Genomic DNA, 15,384 nt, shown 5'->3' with positions numbered 1-15,384 from the left:
AAGGTATCCGAAGGGAGGTCACAGTGATATGATTCAACAAGAGACACGTTTAAAAGTTGCAGATAACTCAGGTGCACGTGAAGTGTTAACCATTAAAGTACTGGGTGGATCTGGTCGCAAAACTGCCAATATTGGCGACGTTATTGTATGTTCTGTCAAACAAGCTACACCAGGAGGCGTTGTCAAGAAGGGTGAAGTTGTAAAAGCGGTCATCGTTCGTTCAAAATCCGGTGTACGCCGTAAGGATGGATCATATATTCGATTTGATGAAAATGCTGCTGTCATCATTCGTGACGACAAAAGCCCAAGAGGCACACGTATTTTTGGGCCAGTTGCGCGCGAATTGCGGGATGCACAATTCATGAAAATCGTTTCTCTAGCTCCGGAAGTTTTGTAGACCGTACAGAAAACCCCTATAGGGAGGTGCGTCAAGCATGCATGTTAAAAAAGGTGATAAAGTTAAAGTAATTTCTGGAAAAGACCGTGGCAAACAAGGCACGATTCTCCAAGCGTTTCCTAAGAAGGATCGTGTTCTCGTAGAAGGCATCAATATGGTTAAGAAGCACGCCAAACCTTCTCAAGAAAACCCACAAGGCGGTATCCTCAATCAAGAGGCACCGATTCATGTGTCCAACGTTATGCCAATTGATCCAAAATCCGGTGAACCAACTCGTGTTGGGTATGAAGAACGTGACGGTAAAAAAGTCCGTATTTCCAAAAAATCAGGCGCGGTATTGGATAAATAGACCATAGTTGAAAGGAGGGCCACACGATGAATCAACTTAAACAACAATATCGGGATGAGATCTCACCATCCCTTATGAATAAATTTAATTACAGCTCTGTCATGGAAGTACCAGGAGTTGAGAAAATCGTCATCAACATGGGTGTCGGTGACGCTGTTCAAAATTCAAAAGCACTTGATAGTGCAGTTGAAGAACTCTCATTAATCTCTGGTCAAAAGCCAGTCATCACACGTGCGAAAAAGTCGATTGCAGGTTTCCGTCTTCGTGAAGGTATGCCAATCGGTGCTAAAGTTACACTTCGTGGTGAGCGTATGTACGATTTCTTGCAAAAGCTAATCGCAGTGTCACTTCCACGTGTACGTGACTTCCGTGGAATTTCTAAAAAAGCTTTCGATGGTCGCGGAAACTATACGCTGGGCGTTAAAGAACAGCTTATTTTCCCTGAAGTCGATTATGATAAAGTAAGCAAAGTAAGAGGCATGGACATTGTAATTGTCACAACAGCCAAGACTGACGAAGAAGCGCGTGAATTGCTGGCTCAACTAGGTATGCCTTTCCAAAAATAATCCCGCACAAGAAGGAGGGAAAATAGTGGCTAAAAAGTCGATGATCGCGAAACAAAAAAGACCACAAAAGTATAAAGTACGTGAATATACACGTTGTGAACGTTGCGGACGTCCACATTCCGTTATTCGTAAGTTTAAACTATGCCGTATTTGTTTCCGTGAATTAGCCTATAAAGGTCAAATTCCCGGCGTTAAAAAAGCAAGCTGGTAAACCCCGATTTGGGAAGGAGGTAATGAGTAATGGTTATGACTGATCCAATTGCAGATATGTTGACTCGCATACGCAATGCCAACATGGTGCGCCATGAAAAACTGGAGCTTCCGGCTTCGTCAATCAAGAAAGAAATTGCTGACATACTCAAGCGCGAAGGTTTTGTACGTGACTACGAATACGTAGAGGACGACAAACAAGGCGTATTGCGCATTTTCCTTAAATATGGAGCGAATGAAGAGCGCGTTATTACAGGTCTGAAGCGTATTAGTAAGCCTGGGCTACGTGTTTACGCAAAAGCCGATGAAGTACCACGCGTACTTAATGGACTCGGTATCGCAATCGTATCCACATCAAAAGGTGTGCTTTCTGATAAAGAAGCACGTTCACAAGCTGTCGGTGGCGAAGTTCTAGCTTACGTTTGGTAATGCTCGATTTTTTAAGAGGAGGTGTATTGAATGAGCCGTATCGGATTGAAACCTATTGAGATTCCTGAAGGTGTAGAAGTAAAGGTAAATGGCACTCATGTGACTGTAAAAGGTCCTAAAGGCGAATTATCAAGAGATATCCATAAAGACATGAAGATTGAAATCGAAGGCAATGTGCTAACGGTCGTCCGTCCAACTGAAGGAAAAGAGCATCGTTCATTGCACGGTACAACCCGCAGTTTAATTGCTAATATGGTTGAAGGTGTCCACAAAGGCTTTGAAAAAGGTCTAGAAATTAACGGTGTTGGATACCGTGCCCAAAAGCAAGGCAATAAACTCGTTGTTAATGCCGGTTATTCACACCCGGTTGAAATAGATGCTGAAGAAGGTATTGAAATCGACGTACCTAAAAACACTCAAATCATTGTTAAAGGTATCGATAAAGAACGTGTTGGTGCTGTAGCTGCTAACATTAGAGCAATCAGACCACCTGAACCATATAAAGGTAAAGGTATTCGTTATGTAGGCGAATATGTACGCCAAAAAGAAGGTAAAACTGCTAAATAAGGTCGTTAGCGATTCAGAAAGGAGTAAGTGCGCATGATTACAAAGCCAAGTAAAAATGAAACACGCCAAAGAAGGCATGCACGCGTTCGTCGCACGATCGTCGGAACTGCACAACGTCCACGCCTAAACGTGTTTCGTTCAAACAAACATGTATATGCACAGCTGATCGATGACGATAAAGGCATCACGCTAGTCAGTGCATCTACTGTCGATAAAGAACTTGCAATTGAGCAAGGCAGTAATGTAGAAGCCGCCAAACAGGTTGGTAAAGCCGTTGCAGAACGTGCCCAGGAAAAAGGTTATAAATCAGTCGTTTTTGATCGCGGAGGTTACCTTTACCATGGCCGTATCCAAGCATTGGCAGAAGCTGCTCGTGAAGCAGGTCTTGAATTTTAACAGTTAAAGGAGGGTACTTGCATGAATAACAAAATCGATCCTAACAAGATGGATCTGGAAGAACGTGTCGTTACAATTAACCGTGTTGCGAAAGTTGTAAAAGGCGGACGTCGTTTCCGTTTTGCTGCACTTGTTGTTGTAGGCGATAAAAATGGCCATGTCGGTTTTGGTACCGGTAAGGCTCAGGAAGTCCCTGAAGCAATTAAAAAAGCAGTTGACGATGCTAAGAAAAACTTAATTGAAGTACCAATCGTTGGCACGACCATTCCACATGAAATTCATGGAAGATTTGGTTCCGGTAACGTATTGATGAAGCCGGCTGCAGAAGGTACAGGAGTAATTTCGGGTGGTCCAGTACGTGCAGTCCTAGAGCTTGCCGGAGTCGGTGATATTTTAACGAAGTCACTCGGATCAAACACACCAATCAACATGATTCGTGCAACACTAAATGGTTTAACAAACTTGAAGCGTGCAGAAGAAGTTGCAAAACTGCGTGGAAAGTCTGTAGAAGAACTTTTGGGTTAAGGAGGGAAACACAATGACTAAAAAATTGGAAATCACCCTCACGCGCAGTGTTATCGGTTCAAAAGACGGACAACGTAAAACCGTCGAGGCATTAGGTCTTAAAAAGATCCGCCAGTCGGTTGTCCGTGAAGATACTGACTCCGTGCGCGGCATGATCAACAAAGTATCCCACTTAGTAACGGTCAAAGAAGTTTAATTATAATCAAGCCAAAAGAGGAGGTGCTAGCATGAAACTTCATGAATTAAAGGCAGCAGAAGGCTCACGCAAAACCCGCAATCGTGTAGGACGTGGTATGTCATCAGGAAATGGTAAAACTTCCGGTAGAGGACATAAAGGTCAGAAAGCACGCTCAGGCGGTGGCACACGTCCGGGATTTGAAGGTGGACAATTACCATTGTTCCAGCGTCTCCCTAAGCGTGGATTTACGAACATCCATCGTAAAGAATTTGCAATTGTCAATCTGGATGCACTTAACCGATTTGAAGACGGCACAGAAATTACACCTGAGTTATTGCTTGAAGAAGGTGTCGTGAGCAAGCTTAAATCTGGAATTAAAGTACTAGGTAATGGTACTGTCGAGAAAAAAGTTACAGTAAAAGCTCACAAGTTCTCTGCTTCGGCAAAACAGGCGATTGAAGCAGCGGGCGGAAAAACAGAGGTGATCTAATGTTCCGAACGTTATCCAACATGATGCGTGTAGGCGACATAAGAAAAAAGATAGTCTTTACTCTTTTAATGTTGATCGTTTTCCGTCTTGGTACATTTATACCTGTGCCATATACTGATAAAGCAGCAATTGACTTCATGAACCAGCAAAATGTGTTTGGTTTTCTAAACACTTTTGGGGGCGGAGCGCTGCAAAACTTCTCTATTTTTGCAATGGGTATTATGCCATATATTACAGCATCCATTATTATGCAGCTTTTGCAGATGGATGTTGTACCCAAGTTTGCTGAGTGGAAGAAACAAGGAGAAATGGGACGGAAAAAACTGGCTCAAGTCACACGTTACAGTACAGTAGGCCTTGCGCTCGTACAAGGTATTGCCATGTCTATTGGCTTTAATGCGATGGCTAATGGTCAGCTAATCCAAAATCCTAGCTTCCTCACATTCTTAATTATTGCAGTTGTACTCGCTAGTGGAACGACATTTCTTATGTGGCTTGGTGAACAAATCACAGCACATGGTGTTGGAAATGGTATATCCATCCTCATCTTTGCCGGAATTGTTGCAGCCATTCCAAATGGTGCACAGCAGTTGGTTGCCGAGTACTTTGTAGATGCGGGTGATGAATTGTTTATCAATATCATCACTGTTTTGCTCATTGTACTTGTCATTATTGCAGTGACAGTTGGTGTAATTTACATTCAGCAGGCATTGCGTAAAATACCAATTCAGTACGCTAAGAAACTTGTCAATCGTTCACCAGTTGGAGGACACTCAACTCATCTACCACTCAAGGTGAATGCAGCAGGTGTTATTCCTGTTATCTTTGCGGTTGCGTTTATCATGGCACCAAGAACCATTGCTGGATTTTTTGAAGGCAACAGTTTTGCTGCTTGGATAGAGCGGGTATTTGATTATACAGAGCCAGCAGGTATGGTTGTATATGTTGTGCTCATTATTGCATTCACATACTTCTATACATTTGTCCAGGTCAACCCTGAACAAATGGCAGAAAACCTGCAAAAGCAAGGTGGATATATACCTGGAATTCGTCCAGGAAAAAACACGGAAACTTATTTGACCCGTGTCATGTATAGACTGACATTTGTAGGCTCAATTTTCTTGGCAGCTGTTTCAGTACTGCCAATTGTTCTAGGTAAACTTGCTGATTTACCAAGTGCAGTACAAGTCGGTGGCACAAGTCTATTGATTGTTGTAGGGGTTGCTCTACAAACAATGAAGCAATTAGAAAGTCAGCTCGTAAAAAGGCACTACAAAGGATTTATCAAGTAAGGTTGCCGCCAATGAGAGCGAGGGGAAAAACTTGAACTTGATTTTAATGGGTTTACCTGGCGCAGGTAAAGGAACCCAAGCAGAACAAATTAGTGAAACATATGGCATCCCTCATATTTCGACCGGAGATATGTTCCGTCTGGCAATTAAAGAAGGAACTGAACTAGGTAAAAAGGCTAAATCATTCATGGACCAAGGTGCACTTGTTCCAGATGAAGTGACGATAGGGATTGTCAAAGATCGTCTCAAAAAAGACGACTGTCAAAATGGGTTTTTGCTCGATGGATTTCCACGGACAATTGCTCAAGCAGAAGCGTTAAATGTATTATTGGACGAAATGGACAATCAAATTGACCACGTCATCCACATAAGTGTTCCAGAAGAAAAGCTCGTTGAACGTCTGAGTGGTCGTCGCGTTTGCCCGACTTGCGGCAGAGCATACCATGTTCTTTATAATCCGCCGGTTAAAGAAGGCATCTGTGATTCTGATGGAACTGAATTAGTACAACGCGATGATGATAAGCCTGAAACAGTTGCAAACCGTTTATCTGTTAATGTTGAACAAACACAGCCATTATTGGATTTTTACAAGGCTAAGGGTGATCTTGTAACAATTAATGGAGATCGAGCAATTGATCAAGTGTTTTCCGATATTAAAAAACACTTATAAAACGTCTGACGGTCGCATTCGTATAAACGAGGTGAAAAGCCGTCTATGACGAGCGTATGGGTTTATAGATGTGCGCTTAATAAGCAAGGTTGCAACGGTTTAATGAATAATGCTTGGTATACCGATTTTAAAAAATCAGCCTAAGTGAAGGTGATCGTTGTGGAGGAAGCCGATTCGGTTCCGGAGATAGGGCAGATTGTCCGAATAAAACGAGGTCGTGAGGCTGGCCAATACGCTGTCGTCATCGCCATAATCGATGAACAATTCGTATTATTGGCCGATGGTGAGAAGCGTAAATATGATCGACCAAAGAAGAAAAATCTGCACCATGTAGAGGTGGTAGATTATATATCACCTGAAGTCCAAAACAGCCTTCTGGAAACTGGTCGTGTCACAAATGGCAAATTGCGATTTGCTATAACCAAATTCGCAAGCATGGTTGTGACTGATTTAAAGAAGGGAGATCGACTCAATGGCAAAAGACGATGTAATTGAAGTGGAAGGTACCGTGACTGAAACCTTACCAAACGCACAGTTCAACGTGGAGCTTGAAAATGGCCACACGGTACTGGCACATGTTTCCGGCAAAATCCGGATGCATTTCATTCGTATTTTACCGGGTGACAAAGTAACGGTAGAGCTTTCCCCTTATGATTTAACAAGAGGACGGATCACTTACCGTTATAAATAGACACAAGCTCCGATCCTAAAGGAGGTCAAGACAATGAAAGTAAGAGCATCCGTAAAGCCTATTTGTGAAAAATGTAAAGTCATCAAGCGAAAAGGCAAAGTTATGGTGATTTGTGAAAATCCAAAGCACAAGCAAAAACAGGGCTAACGAGAACGTGTCTCGGCCACGTTCGAGAAACGACAGTTCAGTAGCCACTATCATTCAGGAGGTGCGATAACTTATGGCACGTATTGCAGGTATAGATATTCCACGTGATAAACGTATTGTGATTTCCTTAACCTATATCTATGGTATTGGAAAAACAGCTGCACAGGACATCTTGAAAAAAGCAGGCGTTTCTGAAGACACACGTGTACGTGATTTAACAGAAGACGAACTCGGAAAGATTCGTCAAGAAGTTAATACGTATACAATTGAAGGTGACCTTCGTCGTGAAGTTTCCTTAAATGTTAAACGTTTGATCGAGATCGGTTCATACAGAGGCATGCGCCATCGCCGCGGTCTACCTGTTCGGGGACAGAAAACAAAGAACAACGCCCGTACACGTAAAGGCCCACGTCACGCGATTGCTGGCAAGAAAAAATAACGAAAAAGGAGGCATGTTAGTCTATGGTACGCAAGAAAACAACTACACGTAAACGTCGTGTGAAAAAGCAGATTGACTCGGGTATTGCACATATCCGTTCAACTTTCAACAATACAATTGTTACGGTTACTGATACTCAAGGAAATGTTGTTGGCTGGAGCTCAGCTGGCGCACTCGGCTTTAAAGGATCACGTAAATCCACACCTTTCGCAGCACAAATGGCCGCTGAAACTGTTGCTAAATCTGCATTAGATGTTGGTATGAAGACACTAGAAGTCACGGTTAAAGGTCCTGGCGCAGGTCGTGAAGCAGCAATTCGTTCACTACAGGCTGCTGGTCTTGAGGTTACTGCTATCCGTGACGTAACACCTGTTCCCCATAACGGTTGCCGTCCACCAAAACGTCGTCGTGTATAATCTGACCGTTTAGAATTTGTCACCCTGTCTATAATGGGTTATGATAACTAAAAGTGTCTGTTTATCAATATAACGCATGTTTATGTTTATAAACAGACGGATACGACCAGAATGCCAATGATGGATAATAGTGTAGATAAGAAGTCTGCCTATTTTGGGAATTTCGGTTAGACAGCTCGTCTAACCGGGGTTTCGACGTTTTGAAGGAGGGTTTTGTGGAATGATCGAAATTGAAAAGCCAAAGATCGAAACAGTAGAGATCAACGATGATGCAACCTTTGGGAAGTTCGTTGTTGAACCGCTTGAACGTGGATATGGTGCTACTCTTGGAAACTCCTTGCGTCGCATACTATTATCCTCACTTCCAGGTGCTGCTGTTACTTCTGTTCAGATTGACGGAGCGATGCATGAATTTTCAACGGTTGAAGGGGTTGTGGAAGATGTCACAACCATTATTTTAAACTTGAAAAAGCTTGCTCTTAAAATCTATTCGGATGAAGAAAAAACACTTGAGTTAGATGTGCAAGGAGAAGGTAAAGTTACAGCTGCAGACCTTATGTATGATAGTGATGTAGAAGTATTGAATCCTGAGCTTCATATTGCAACATTAAACTCTAGCGGCAGTTTATATATGAAAATTACTGCAGAGCGTGGTAGAGGATATCGTCCTGCCGAAGCGAACAAACGAGATGATCAAGCAATTGGCGTCATTCCGGTTGATTCCATTTTCACACCGATTTCTCGCGTGGCCTACCATGTGGAGAATACTCGTGTTGGGCAAATTACGAACTATGACAAGCTCACCTTAGACGTATGGACTGACGGAAGCATTCGTCCCGAGGAAGCTGTTTCTCTTGGTTCTAAAGTGCTCACCGAACATCTAAACATCTTTGTCGGGCTTACAGATGAAGTTAAAAACGTGGAAATCATGGTCGAAAAGGAAGAAGACCAGAAAGAAAAAGTTATGGAAATGACTATTGAAGAGCTAGATTTATCAGTCAGATCATATAACTGCTTAAAGCGTGCTGGCATTAACACTGTCCAGGAACTGACTAATAAGTCAGAAGAGGACATGATGAAAGTACGTAACCTAGGTCGCAAATCACTCGACGAAGTGAAACATAAACTCGAAGATCTTGGTTTGGGCTTACGTAACGACGACTGATTGATACGGACATCTAGACATACAGGAAAGGGAGGGATTGTCCATGGCCAGAAAATTAGGTCGTACGACCGATGCACGTATGGCACTTCTACGTAATCTTGCTTCTGATTTAATCATTCATGAACGGCTTGAAACAACAGAAGCAAAAGCAAAGGAATTGAAAACAGCTGTAGAAAAAATGATTACGCTTGGTAAGCGCGGAGATCTTCATGCACGTCGCCAAGCTGCAGCATTTTTATACAACAAGGAAGCGAATGAAGACGATGATGTCATTCAGAAACTTTTCAATGATATTGCTGCACGTTATGAAGATAGACAAGGTGGATACACACGCGTTCTTAAACTGGGACCACGCCGTGGTGATGGTGCCAAAATGGCAGTCATTGAATTGGTTTAACGAATCGCACATGATAAGGGCAGGACTGAATCTCTTCTCGAGGTGAATCCACGCCCTTTTTTTGTATTTTATTTTGTGCTAAAACAGCACTTTACATAATAGGAGCATCGAGCTGTGGCAAAAGGGAGTGAATTGTATGAGACAGAAGTTAGTCGAGTTTAGAAATGTATCATTCAGGTATGACGATGACGGCCCCTGGATTCTAAATGATTGCTCGTTTACAATATATGAAAATCAATCTGTAGCTATTATCGGCCATAACGGTTCAGGAAAATCAACAATCGCTAAGCTGATGAACGGCCTCCTGTTTCCCCAGAAGGGCCAGATCCTAATAGATGGAAAAGAAGTGAACGCGCAAACGATTTGGGACATACGAAAAGACGTTGGAATGGTTTTTCAAAACCCTGATAATCAGTTTGTCGGCACAACTGTTCAGGACGATGTTGCTTTTGGTATGGAAAATCGCGGCATTGCTCGTGAGGAAATGATGAAACGCATCGAGGATACACTTACAGCTGTCGGCATGCAGCACAAACGTCTCAGCGAACCACATCGGCTTTCTGGCGGACAAAAACAACGTGTCGCCATTGCAAGTGTTTTGGCGATATCGCCGAAGCTCCTTATCCTAGATGAGGCAACAGCAATGCTTGATCCGAAAGGGCGTCAAAGCATCATGAAAACCGTTTCTCATCTACATGAACAGGACGTTATGTCCCTCGTGTCTATTACACATGACCTTGAAGAAGTTATGATGGCAGAGTGGGTGATCGTGATGAATCAAGGCGAGATTTGGGCTGAAGGCACGCCGAGAGATATATTTACACGTAAGGATGCATTTCATAAAATTGGACTCGATATCCCTTTTGTTGGTAAGCTGACAGAAGCATTAAGACGAGCGGACGTATCTATTACCGAGGAGCCGCTAAATCATGAGGAGCTACTTGAAGCGCTATGGACATTTCATTCAAAAACGTAAGCTATACATATCAACCGAATTCACCTTTTGCTCATCAAGCTCTTGATGATGTGTCATTTTCGATTCCGTCAGGTACTTATGTCGCGGTGATTGGGCACACAGGCTCTGGTAAATCGACTTTGATTCAACACCTTAATGGCTTATTACGCCCGACGACTGGCACGGTGACGATTGGCGATTTTGTTATGTCGCGCACGGACAAGCCAAAGGATATGAAAGCATTACGTAGTCGTGTCGGTGTGGTGTTTCAATATCCTGAGCATCAGTTGTTTGAGGAGACGATTGCTAAGGATATCGCCTTTGGCCCGAAAAACTTTGGCGTGTCTGATGACGTCATCAAGCAGCGTATTGATGATATTTTGCCGACTGTTGGTATACATCATGACATGCTGGAGCGCTCGCCTTTTGAGCTCAGTGGCGGTCAAATGCGGAGAGTAGCCATTGCAGGTGTACTTGCCATTAAACCTGAAGTCCTCGTCCTTGACGAGCCTACCGCTGGACTTGATCCACGTGGTCAACGAGACGTGATGGACATGTTTTACAGTTTGCATAAAAAAGAGAAGATGACGACGGTTCTCGTCACTCATAATATGGAAGATGCTGTTAAATATGCCGACCATATTATCATTCTCAATCAAGGTAAAAAGTACTTAGAAGGTAAACCAGAGACGATCTTTTCGGATGAGGATACATTGCAGCAAGTGCAGCTCGATGTTCCCGAAGTGATTCAATTTTTATGGAAGTATGAACAAAAGTTTGGTCACAGCATCCCATACAATCGCCAGTCAATTACAGATATTGCACAAGCGATCAAAGAACATATAAAAGAGGTGGGCAACGATGAGTAATTCTTTAATTATTGGCCAGTATGTACCTGGTCAGTCAATCGTCCACCGCTTAGATCCACGCACGAAAATAATCATGATATTTTTCTTTGTGTTCATTGTTTTCTTTGCCAACTCAGTGCCAAGCTATAGCATTCTTGCGTTCTTCGCGTTCGGTAGTATCGTGCTGAGTAGAATCCCTTTCCGTTTTATTTTAAAGGGATTGACACCGATTTGGTTTTTAATCGGATTCACGTTCTTGCTGCACATTATCATTACGAGAGAGGGCGCTGTCCTCGTTGATTTAGTTGTATTAAAAATTTATAGCGGCGGGCTTATTCAAGGTTTTGCGATTTCGTTGCGGTTCTTTTTACTGATCCTTGTGACGTCATTGTTAACATTGACGACAACACCGATAGAAATTACAGATGCCATTGAGACGTTGCTTAATCCGCTTAAAAAAGTGAAATTTCCTGTGCATGAGCTGGCATTAATGATGTCAATCTCACTTCGGTTTATCCCGACATTGATGCAGGAAATGGATAAGATTTCTAAAGCCCAGGCTTCAAGAGGTGTTGACTTTCGTACAGGGCCGATCAAGGAAAGAGCGAAAGCGATCGTTCCGTTACTCGTCCCGTTGTTCGTCAGCGCATTTAAGCGTGCCGAGGATTTAGCAATGGCCATGGAAGCAAGAGGCTATCAAGGTGGCGAAGGGCGGACGAAACTAAGAATCCTTCGTATATCAGGCCGAGATTGGGTGGCGCTCTTCTTGTTTGCTGTTGTTCTCGCTGGATTATTTGCAACACGCCATTATTCTTAACAGGAGGTTTATTTGAACGATGGTGAAGGTTAAATGCACAATCAGCTATGATGGAACCAATTTCAACGGCTTTCAGATCCAGCCTGGTCAACGGACTGTTCATGGAGAGCTAGAAGACGTTCTGTACAAAATTCATAAACAACAACATATTCGTGTGTCGGCATCAGGACGTACTGATACGGGTGTCCATGCTAAAGGACAGGTGATCCACTTCACGTCACCATTAGAGATGGCTGAGGTGAAGTGGAAGAAGGCCATGAATACGATGCTCCCAGAAGATATTTACGTCCACCAGGTTGAGCGTGTATCTGATGCTTTTCATGCCCGATATGATGCTATTTCAAAGGAATACCGTTATGTGATTCATTGTGAGCAAGAGCCTGACGTTTTTAAACGCAACTACGTCTATCATTACCCATGGGACATTAATATCGAGCGTATGCAGGCTGCTTGCCGTCATTTAGAAGGGACGCATGACTTTACAACGTTTTCATCAGCCAAAGCAACGACGAGGGGAAGTAAGGTGCGTACGCTTTATAAGGTGAGTTGTGAGCAGAATGGTTCCGATATTACATGTGTGTTCTACGGTGACGGTTTTTTATATAACATGGTTCGAATTATGGTCGGTGCATTACGCGATGTTGGAACAGGTAAGCTCGATCCTGATGACATCCCTAAATTGCTCGAGAAAAGAGACCGACGTTTGGCTGGCGCTACGGCACCGGCGCAAGGTCTATACTTATGGCGTGTTGATTATTGATAAATAATAAATAATCACATAAATGAAACATATTTGTGTTACAATCGTATGAGTATAGCAAGAATAGAGCGCTTACAAGGGGGATTGTCATGTACAAGAAAGATCCAACAGAATATGTCCCACATTTTATCGCAGTCACCATTATTCTGGCACTGTCTAGTTTATTCATGCCGTTTATCGTACTGCCACTCATCCAGGACACGGTATTTCATTCCATTCCGTTCTGGTTTTTTATGGCGCCTGTGTCCAGTTATTTTATCACAGGTGGTTTGTTTCTATATGCTGCGCTTATTGCAGGTGTGATGGCTTATGTGCAATTTCACATCGGTGGTAAAAAGCTCCAAAAAACAGCCGCAATCATTGTAGCGTTATTACCGTTTTGGATTGGTGGTTATTTAGTCATTCATCAATATGTTTACTTTAATGATCAAGGGATTTATAAGAACGAATTTTTCTCATTAGATGAAACAGAATATACGTGGGACACAGTCGATGAAGCTGTCTATTACATGTATAATGACAAAGGGACAATGCGTGTCGATTCCCTTGAGCTCGTCTATGGAGATGGCTCTGTCTTGACCTTTGATTACAACAGAGATATTTCCTCACATCGCGGCGCAATTCAACGCACATTGCAGGACAATGGTGTTGAGATACAAAGGATTAAAAAAACAGAGTAACAAATCTCTTGAAAAATAAGTTATAAAGCTAAAATCACTTGACATTTACCGCTGATTTGGTATATTATGATCTATGGTATTTTATTTCCAAACCACGATTAGCCCCGGAATCTAATTGTGTTGAGATAAAAAATAAATGAATGACGGAAATAATGGAGGGAAACTCACTATGCGCACGACTTTCATGGCAAATGAAGCTAACGTTGAACGCAAATGGTATGTGATAGATGCTGAAGGCAAGCGTCTTGGTCGTCTATCCAGTGAAGTTGCTGCTATCCTTCGTGGAAAGAACAAGCCAACTTACACACCACACGTTGACACAGGTGATCACGTGATCATCATTAATGCAGAGAAGATTGAACTAACAGGTAACAAAATGAACGATAAGATGTACTACCGCCACACAAATCATCCTGGCGGACTAAAAGAGCGTAACGCAGCAGAAATGCAAGCTAAGTACCCTGAAAGAATGCTTGAGCTTTCAATCAGAGGTATGATGCCAAAAGGTCCACTCGGCCGTAAAATGTTTAAAAAACTGCATGTCTATAAAGGTTCAGAACATAATCATCAAGCACAACAACCAGAAGTTTACGAGCTTCGTGGGTAATTAAAAGGAGGTAAACCAATGGCACAAGTTCAATACTATGGCACAGGTCGTCGTAAAAGATCAACAGCACGTGTACGTCTCGTTCCAGGAACAGGACGTATCGTTATTAACAAACGCGATGCAAAAGACTATTTCCCATACGAAACACAATTGCTTATTCTAAATCAGCCTCTTGCGGCTACTGAAACAGAAGGCACATATGATGTATTGGTAAACGTTCACGGAGGTGGCTTTACTGGACAGGCTGGCGCAATCCGTCACGGCATTGCCCGCGCACTTCTAGAAGCAGATCCTGAATACCGTACAGCGTTGAAGCGTGAAGGATTCCTTACACGTGACCCACGTATGGTTGAACGTAAGAAATACGGTCTTAAAAAAGCACGTCGTGCACCACAGTTCTCAAAACGTTAATAGGATTGTTGATATACCAACGTTTGCAAAGGTTTTTTGGTGCAAGTTGGTGCAAATTAACGTTAATTTTATAGAGCACTTAACAGATTTAAAGCATCGGCATCCTGCTGGTGCTTTTTTTCTGGCATTAATTCCAGATAATAATTTTGTGTGGTTTGGATATTAATGTGACCTAATCGCTTTGATACATATGCAATATCAATGTCTTGAGCAAATAAAAATGATGCGTGTGTATCTCTCAATCCGTGAAAAGTTGTTTTTTTAATGTCTAATTCAGTCAATAACTCGGCTAATTGTTCGGATTGCTTAAAACCACCAAAACTAAAAATATAACCATTCTCTTTCACTGGAATTTTGCGAAGAAGCTCATACACTCCTTTGTTGATAGAAACATCACGTTTTGCATTTTGTGTCTTTAATGAAGTATCATCAGAAGTTGGACTAATGGAATGTCTAACTTTTATACCGTACTCATACAGGCTCTCAGGTCGTATTGCTAGTAGCTCTCCCCGTCGCATGCCTGTTTCTAATGCAAGTAATACCAGTACGTTAAATTCATCTTCTGGATGCTGTACAACGTAATTACGCAACTTCTTAAAATCTGTAATAGATAAAGCCTTATTTCGCTTAGGTGGATTTTCTCCGCGTGTCTTTACTAAACGAGCAAAGTCGTTCGTAATATAACCACGAGCGTATGCGTCACGTAAAGACGTTTTAATTTTAAGAAGCACTTCATGTGTTGTTTTTCGGGAGTGTGCATCATCTCCTGCTTATTTTATTTATTTGTTTAATTCTTGTAATGCCTGTTCGGCGTTGTATTATGAGTTTGTTTCTTCCTTTTCAGCTCCCCTAATTTTAATCTCCTAATGCGTCCATAAAGCAAGAACGCATTATCGATTATATAAAGGGTCTTCGTTCTTCGGATGTTACGAGTCAGCCAAGTAGGATAAGGGTGCGTAAGAAAGCATATAACGCTTTTAAC

At 42.4% G+C, this 15,384-nt stretch carries 27 protein-coding genes; 26 read left to right on the top strand and 1 reads right to left on the bottom strand.

The features are described 5' to 3' along the window. Positions 1-28 precede the first annotated feature (28 nt). The 26 genes from rplN to rpsI all read left to right on the top strand — a co-directional run bounded on the left by rplN (position 29) and on the right by rpsI (position 14,402). Positions 29-397 carry a 50S ribosomal protein L14 gene (gene rplN / locus HPC67_RS13925; RefSeq protein ID WP_217588966.1) on the top strand — a complete coding sequence of 123 codons (369 nt, stop codon included), beginning with the start codon at positions 29-31 and terminating at the stop codon, positions 395-397. A 37-nt stretch (positions 398-434) separates the two neighbouring features. Further along, the gene (gene rplX, locus HPC67_RS13920) at positions 435-746 is read left to right on the top strand and encodes a 50S ribosomal protein L24 (RefSeq protein WP_217588964.1); all 312 of its coding nucleotides are present in this window, start codon (positions 435-437) and stop codon (positions 744-746) included. Positions 747-772: 26 nt separating this feature from the next. Further along, positions 773-1,312: a 50S ribosomal protein L5 gene (rplE, locus tag HPC67_RS13915; protein ID WP_217588962.1), complete on the top strand. Its 540-nt coding sequence runs from the start codon at positions 773-775 to the stop codon at positions 1,310-1,312. Positions 1,313-1,337: 25 nt separating this feature from the next. Then, entirely contained in the window at positions 1,338-1,523 is a 186-nt protein-coding gene (locus tag HPC67_RS13910; RefSeq protein ID WP_092494501.1) for a type Z 30S ribosomal protein S14, read from the top strand. Positions 1,524-1,552: 29 nt separating this feature from the next. After that, complete coding sequence (rpsH, locus tag HPC67_RS13905; protein WP_217588960.1) at positions 1,553-1,951, top strand: 30S ribosomal protein S8; 399 nt, start codon at positions 1,553-1,555, stop codon at positions 1,949-1,951. 30 nt (positions 1,952-1,981) lie between these two features. Then, positions 1,982-2,518 (top strand): 50S ribosomal protein L6, encoded by a 537-nt coding sequence (gene rplF / locus HPC67_RS13900; RefSeq protein WP_217588958.1) that lies wholly within the window; start codon positions 1,982-1,984, stop codon positions 2,516-2,518. A gap of 33 nt (positions 2,519-2,551) precedes the next feature. Beyond that, positions 2,552-2,914, top strand: a complete 363-nt coding sequence (gene rplR, locus HPC67_RS13895; protein ID WP_217588956.1) for a 50S ribosomal protein L18 — start codon at positions 2,552-2,554, stop codon at positions 2,912-2,914. 21 nt (positions 2,915-2,935) lie between these two features. Further along, positions 2,936-3,439 (top strand): 30S ribosomal protein S5, encoded by a 504-nt coding sequence (gene rpsE, locus HPC67_RS13890; protein ID WP_217588954.1) that lies wholly within the window; start codon positions 2,936-2,938, stop codon positions 3,437-3,439. Positions 3,440-3,452: 13 nt separating this feature from the next. Further along, positions 3,453-3,635 carry a 50S ribosomal protein L30 gene (gene rpmD / locus HPC67_RS13885; protein WP_217588941.1) on the top strand — a complete coding sequence of 61 codons (183 nt, stop codon included), beginning with the start codon at positions 3,453-3,455 and terminating at the stop codon, positions 3,633-3,635. 31 nt (positions 3,636-3,666) lie between these two features. Continuing rightward, positions 3,667-4,107, top strand: coding sequence for a 50S ribosomal protein L15 (gene rplO, locus HPC67_RS13880; RefSeq protein ID WP_217588939.1), 441 nt, complete (start codon positions 3,667-3,669; stop codon positions 4,105-4,107). Then, on the top strand, positions 4,107-5,399 hold the full coding sequence (gene secY / locus HPC67_RS13875) for a preprotein translocase subunit SecY (RefSeq protein ID WP_217588937.1): 1,293 nt from the start codon (positions 4,107-4,109) through the stop codon (positions 5,397-5,399). Before rplO ends, secY begins: the two co-directional genes overlap by 1 nt. 31 nt (positions 5,400-5,430) lie before the next feature. After that, positions 5,431-6,069, top strand: a complete 639-nt coding sequence (locus HPC67_RS13870; RefSeq protein WP_217588930.1) for an adenylate kinase — start codon at positions 5,431-5,433, stop codon at positions 6,067-6,069. Positions 6,070-6,228: 159 nt separating this feature from the next. Next, entirely contained in the window at positions 6,229-6,564 is a 336-nt protein-coding gene (locus HPC67_RS13865; RefSeq protein ID WP_217588928.1) for a KOW motif-containing protein, read from the top strand. Continuing rightward, positions 6,542-6,760 (top strand): translation initiation factor IF-1, encoded by a 219-nt coding sequence (gene infA, locus HPC67_RS13860; RefSeq protein ID WP_156645092.1) that lies wholly within the window; start codon positions 6,542-6,544, stop codon positions 6,758-6,760. Before HPC67_RS13865 ends, infA begins: the two co-directional genes overlap by 23 nt. Positions 6,761-6,793: 33 nt before the next feature. Then, positions 6,794-6,907: a 50S ribosomal protein L36 gene (gene rpmJ / locus HPC67_RS13855; RefSeq protein ID WP_010095733.1), complete on the top strand. Its 114-nt coding sequence runs from the start codon at positions 6,794-6,796 to the stop codon at positions 6,905-6,907. A gap of 73 nt (positions 6,908-6,980) precedes the next feature. Further along, positions 6,981-7,346, top strand: coding sequence for a 30S ribosomal protein S13 (gene rpsM, locus HPC67_RS13850; protein ID WP_217588926.1), 366 nt, complete (start codon positions 6,981-6,983; stop codon positions 7,344-7,346). A 23-nt stretch (positions 7,347-7,369) separates the two neighbouring features. After that, the gene (gene rpsK, locus HPC67_RS13845) at positions 7,370-7,762 is read left to right on the top strand and encodes a 30S ribosomal protein S11 (protein ID WP_217588920.1); all 393 of its coding nucleotides are present in this window, start codon (positions 7,370-7,372) and stop codon (positions 7,760-7,762) included. A gap of 220 nt (positions 7,763-7,982) precedes the next feature. After that, the gene (locus HPC67_RS13840) at positions 7,983-8,927 is read left to right on the top strand and encodes a DNA-directed RNA polymerase subunit alpha (RefSeq protein ID WP_217588918.1); all 945 of its coding nucleotides are present in this window, start codon (positions 7,983-7,985) and stop codon (positions 8,925-8,927) included. A gap of 43 nt (positions 8,928-8,970) precedes the next feature. Next, entirely contained in the window at positions 8,971-9,324 is a 354-nt protein-coding gene (gene rplQ / locus HPC67_RS13835; RefSeq protein WP_217588916.1) for a 50S ribosomal protein L17, read from the top strand. Positions 9,325-9,460: 136 nt separating this feature from the next. Next, positions 9,461-10,300, top strand: coding sequence for an energy-coupling factor transporter ATPase (locus tag HPC67_RS13830; RefSeq protein ID WP_217588914.1), 840 nt, complete (start codon positions 9,461-9,463; stop codon positions 10,298-10,300). Further along, the gene (locus HPC67_RS13825) at positions 10,276-11,148 is read left to right on the top strand and encodes an energy-coupling factor ABC transporter ATP-binding protein (RefSeq protein WP_217588912.1); all 873 of its coding nucleotides are present in this window, start codon (positions 10,276-10,278) and stop codon (positions 11,146-11,148) included. Before HPC67_RS13830 ends, HPC67_RS13825 begins: the two co-directional genes overlap by 25 nt. Continuing rightward, positions 11,141-11,944 (top strand): energy-coupling factor transporter transmembrane component T family protein, encoded by an 804-nt coding sequence (locus HPC67_RS13820; RefSeq protein ID WP_217588910.1) that lies wholly within the window; start codon positions 11,141-11,143, stop codon positions 11,942-11,944. Before HPC67_RS13825 ends, HPC67_RS13820 begins: the two co-directional genes overlap by 8 nt. A gap of 19 nt (positions 11,945-11,963) precedes the next feature. Beyond that, on the top strand, positions 11,964-12,704 hold the full coding sequence (gene truA / locus HPC67_RS13815; RefSeq protein ID WP_217588908.1) for a tRNA pseudouridine(38-40) synthase TruA: 741 nt from the start codon (positions 11,964-11,966) through the stop codon (positions 12,702-12,704). A gap of 89 nt (positions 12,705-12,793) precedes the next feature. Beyond that, positions 12,794-13,384 carry a hypothetical protein gene (locus HPC67_RS13810; RefSeq protein ID WP_217588899.1) on the top strand — a complete coding sequence of 197 codons (591 nt, stop codon included), beginning with the start codon at positions 12,794-12,796 and terminating at the stop codon, positions 13,382-13,384. Between the two features lie 169 nt (positions 13,385-13,553). After that, complete coding sequence (rplM, locus tag HPC67_RS13805) at positions 13,554-13,991, top strand: 50S ribosomal protein L13 (RefSeq protein ID WP_217588897.1); 438 nt, start codon at positions 13,554-13,556, stop codon at positions 13,989-13,991. Positions 13,992-14,009: 18 nt separating this feature from the next. Further along, complete coding sequence (rpsI, locus tag HPC67_RS13800; RefSeq protein ID WP_217588895.1) at positions 14,010-14,402, top strand: 30S ribosomal protein S9; 393 nt, start codon at positions 14,010-14,012, stop codon at positions 14,400-14,402. A gap of 68 nt (positions 14,403-14,470) precedes the next feature. Here rpsI and HPC67_RS13795 read toward each other — a convergent pair whose 3' ends face one another. Next, positions 14,471-15,133 carry a site-specific integrase gene (locus tag HPC67_RS13795; RefSeq protein WP_343327849.1) on the bottom strand — a complete coding sequence of 221 codons (663 nt, stop codon included), beginning with the start codon at positions 15,131-15,133 and terminating at the stop codon, positions 14,471-14,473. Positions 15,134-15,384 lie beyond the last annotated feature (251 nt).

Origin of the sequence: Lentibacillus saliphilus, from assembly GCF_019093865.1 — a bacterium.
Classification (GTDB): domain Bacteria; phylum Bacillota; class Bacilli; order Bacillales; family Amphibacillaceae; genus Lentibacillus_B; species Lentibacillus_B saliphilus.
This window is presented reverse-complemented; position numbering and strand designations above follow the sequence as displayed.

Bases quoted from the DNA above. Each gene is read 5' to 3' on its own strand.
- rplN (WP_217588966.1), top strand. From the start codon at position 29: ATGATTCAACAAGAGACACGTTTAAAAGTTGCAGATAACTCAGGTGCA.
- rplX (WP_217588964.1), top strand. From the start codon at position 435: ATGCATGTTAAAAAAGGTGATAAAGTTAAAGTAATTTCTGGAAAAGAC.
- rplE (WP_217588962.1), top strand. From the start codon at position 773: ATGAATCAACTTAAACAACAATATCGGGATGAGATCTCACCATCCCTT.
- rpsH (WP_217588960.1), top strand. From the start codon at position 1,553: ATGGTTATGACTGATCCAATTGCAGATATGTTGACTCGCATACGCAAT.
- rplF (WP_217588958.1), top strand. From the start codon at position 1,982: ATGAGCCGTATCGGATTGAAACCTATTGAGATTCCTGAAGGTGTAGAA.
- rplR (WP_217588956.1), top strand. From the start codon at position 2,552: ATGATTACAAAGCCAAGTAAAAATGAAACACGCCAAAGAAGGCATGCA.
- rpsE (WP_217588954.1), top strand. From the start codon at position 2,936: ATGAATAACAAAATCGATCCTAACAAGATGGATCTGGAAGAACGTGTC.
- rpmD (WP_217588941.1), top strand. From the start codon at position 3,453: ATGACTAAAAAATTGGAAATCACCCTCACGCGCAGTGTTATCGGTTCA.
- rplO (WP_217588939.1), top strand. From the start codon at position 3,667: ATGAAACTTCATGAATTAAAGGCAGCAGAAGGCTCACGCAAAACCCGC.
- secY (WP_217588937.1), top strand. From the start codon at position 4,107: ATGTTCCGAACGTTATCCAACATGATGCGTGTAGGCGACATAAGAAAA.
- infA (WP_156645092.1), top strand. From the start codon at position 6,542: ATGGCAAAAGACGATGTAATTGAAGTGGAAGGTACCGTGACTGAAACC.
- rpmJ (WP_010095733.1), top strand. From the start codon at position 6,794: ATGAAAGTAAGAGCATCCGTAAAGCCTATTTGTGAAAAATGTAAAGTC.
- rpsM (WP_217588926.1), top strand. From the start codon at position 6,981: ATGGCACGTATTGCAGGTATAGATATTCCACGTGATAAACGTATTGTG.
- rpsK (WP_217588920.1), top strand. From the start codon at position 7,370: ATGGTACGCAAGAAAACAACTACACGTAAACGTCGTGTGAAAAAGCAG.
- HPC67_RS13840 (WP_217588918.1), top strand. From the start codon at position 7,983: ATGATCGAAATTGAAAAGCCAAAGATCGAAACAGTAGAGATCAACGAT.
- rplQ (WP_217588916.1), top strand. From the start codon at position 8,971: ATGGCCAGAAAATTAGGTCGTACGACCGATGCACGTATGGCACTTCTA.
- HPC67_RS13830 (WP_217588914.1), top strand. From the start codon at position 9,461: ATGAGACAGAAGTTAGTCGAGTTTAGAAATGTATCATTCAGGTATGAC.
- HPC67_RS13825 (WP_217588912.1), top strand. From the start codon at position 10,276: ATGGACATTTCATTCAAAAACGTAAGCTATACATATCAACCGAATTCA.
- HPC67_RS13820 (WP_217588910.1), top strand. From the start codon at position 11,141: ATGAGTAATTCTTTAATTATTGGCCAGTATGTACCTGGTCAGTCAATC.
- truA (WP_217588908.1), top strand. From the start codon at position 11,964: ATGGTGAAGGTTAAATGCACAATCAGCTATGATGGAACCAATTTCAAC.
- HPC67_RS13810 (WP_217588899.1), top strand. From the start codon at position 12,794: ATGTACAAGAAAGATCCAACAGAATATGTCCCACATTTTATCGCAGTC.
- rplM (WP_217588897.1), top strand. From the start codon at position 13,554: ATGCGCACGACTTTCATGGCAAATGAAGCTAACGTTGAACGCAAATGG.
- rpsI (WP_217588895.1), top strand. From the start codon at position 14,010: ATGGCACAAGTTCAATACTATGGCACAGGTCGTCGTAAAAGATCAACA.